The 1,575-nt window shown below is 61.0% G+C and carries 1 protein-coding gene and 1 pseudogene; both read left to right on the forward strand.

Going from position 1 to position 1,575, the window contains the following annotated elements:
- Nucleotides 1-657 precede the first annotated feature (657 nt).
- A complete protein-coding gene (locus MXD60_RS26205; protein WP_248822378.1) occupies nt 658-1,179 on the forward strand; it encodes a group II intron maturase-specific domain-containing protein in 522 nt (173 codons plus the stop codon).
- Nucleotides 1,180-1,443: 264 nt separating this feature from the next.
- A pseudogene (locus MXD60_RS26210) lies at nt 1,444-1,575 on the forward strand (ISAzo13 family transposase); the annotation flags it as partial.

Consider the following 1,575-nt stretch of genomic DNA (forward strand, 5'->3'; position numbering starts at 1 on the left):
AGTTGACCGGAAAGGGATCGGGTGTTGGCGTGTCGGGATGGACGAACACCCCTCCTCCTTAACCGAGTGGCATTGGCATATAGGCAGCATGAGTCCGGGCCAGGCTCTCGTATGGAACGTGTGAAGGTGTGTCCCGATATGGACGCCGAATTCTGGCGTCGAGAGGGATGACTCCAAGCGGCGAGAACCGCGAGGAGCAGAGTACCGATGCGGGACACGCCGGCGGACTCGCCCGTAGTAGCTGTGAATCCTCTGCGTATCGCAGTGGGGGTGGAGCCAAGGGGCGGGGCCATCCAGGCGAACACGTGTGGCCAACCAGGAATGGGAGGAGTCACATGAGTGAGCCGAGGTCTCAGGTCAAGTCGCATGAAATTCCCAAGCTTCTGGTATGGGACGCATGGTTGAAAGTGAGGGAGAATGGAGGAGCGGCCGGGGCCGACGGTGTGTCGATCGATCAGTTCGAGGAGAGGCTGAAAGACAACCTCTACAAACTGTGGAATCGTATGTCGTCGGGTAGTTACTTCCCCGGTCCGGTCCGCGCGGTGGAGATACCCAAGAAGGGTGGGACAAGGGTTCTTGGTATCCCGAACGTGGTCGACAGGGTGGCGCAAACAGCGGCGGTTATGGCGCTGGAGCCGAACGTGGAGAAGGTATTTCATGACGATTCCTATGGCTACCGTCCAGGGCGTTCCCCGTTGGATGCGGTTGCGGTATGCCGACAGCGGTGTTTCAAGAGGGACCGAAAGGCAAGCTCGTCAGGTATGGGAGGCAGTTGAACGCCGGTTCGTCCAGATCGGGCTACAGCTGCATCCTGACAAGACGCGGATCGTGTACTGCAAGGACAGTCGACGTCGCCAGGAGTTCGAGCAGGTGACGTTCACGTTCTGCGGGTATGCATTTCGTCCTCGGATGGCCTTCGATAGGAAACGGAAGCAGGTCTATACAGGTTTCCTGCCGGCGGTGGCTCCGGAGAAGCTGGCTGAGATGAGCCGCAGGATAGCATCCTGGCGGATCCATCGGCGCACGAATCAAACCCTCGCCGAGATCGCGCGGTGGCTGAACCCGGTCCTGAGGGGCTGGTTGAACTACTTCACCGCGTTCTACCCGACCATGGTGATCCCACTGTACGAGCGTATCGACCGTCATCTGATGCGCTGGGCGCGGTGGAAATACAGGTGACTGTCCCGCAGCGAACGGCGGGCGCGGCAATGGTTGAAGGTAGTCCGGGAACGGGAGCCCAACCTGTTCGTGCACTGGGCGATGCGGTACTGATCGAAGGACTGGAGGGCACGAGCCGGATGAGCTGAGAGGTTCATGTCCGGATCTGTGGGGGCGGGCAGGTGAGATCCCTGCCCGCTACCCGGCAAGGCGTTGATCAGGCATTGTTGATCGCTCCGATAGAATCCGAGTGTGGCGGACGGGCGGTCGAGGGAATTTGCGGCGATGAAGGCACGTCTGGATGCATTGCTGCCGAGGTTGAACGAGCGGGGCCGGCGGTTGGCAATGGCTGCCGAGGCGCGTACCTGGGGGCGCGGGGGAATATCGGTGGTATCGAGGGCGACCGGGTCGGCGCGT

It is taken from the genome of Frankia sp. AgB32 (assembly GCF_023243045.1).
Taxonomy (GTDB): Bacteria; Actinomycetota; Actinomycetes; order Frankiales; family Frankiaceae; genus Frankia.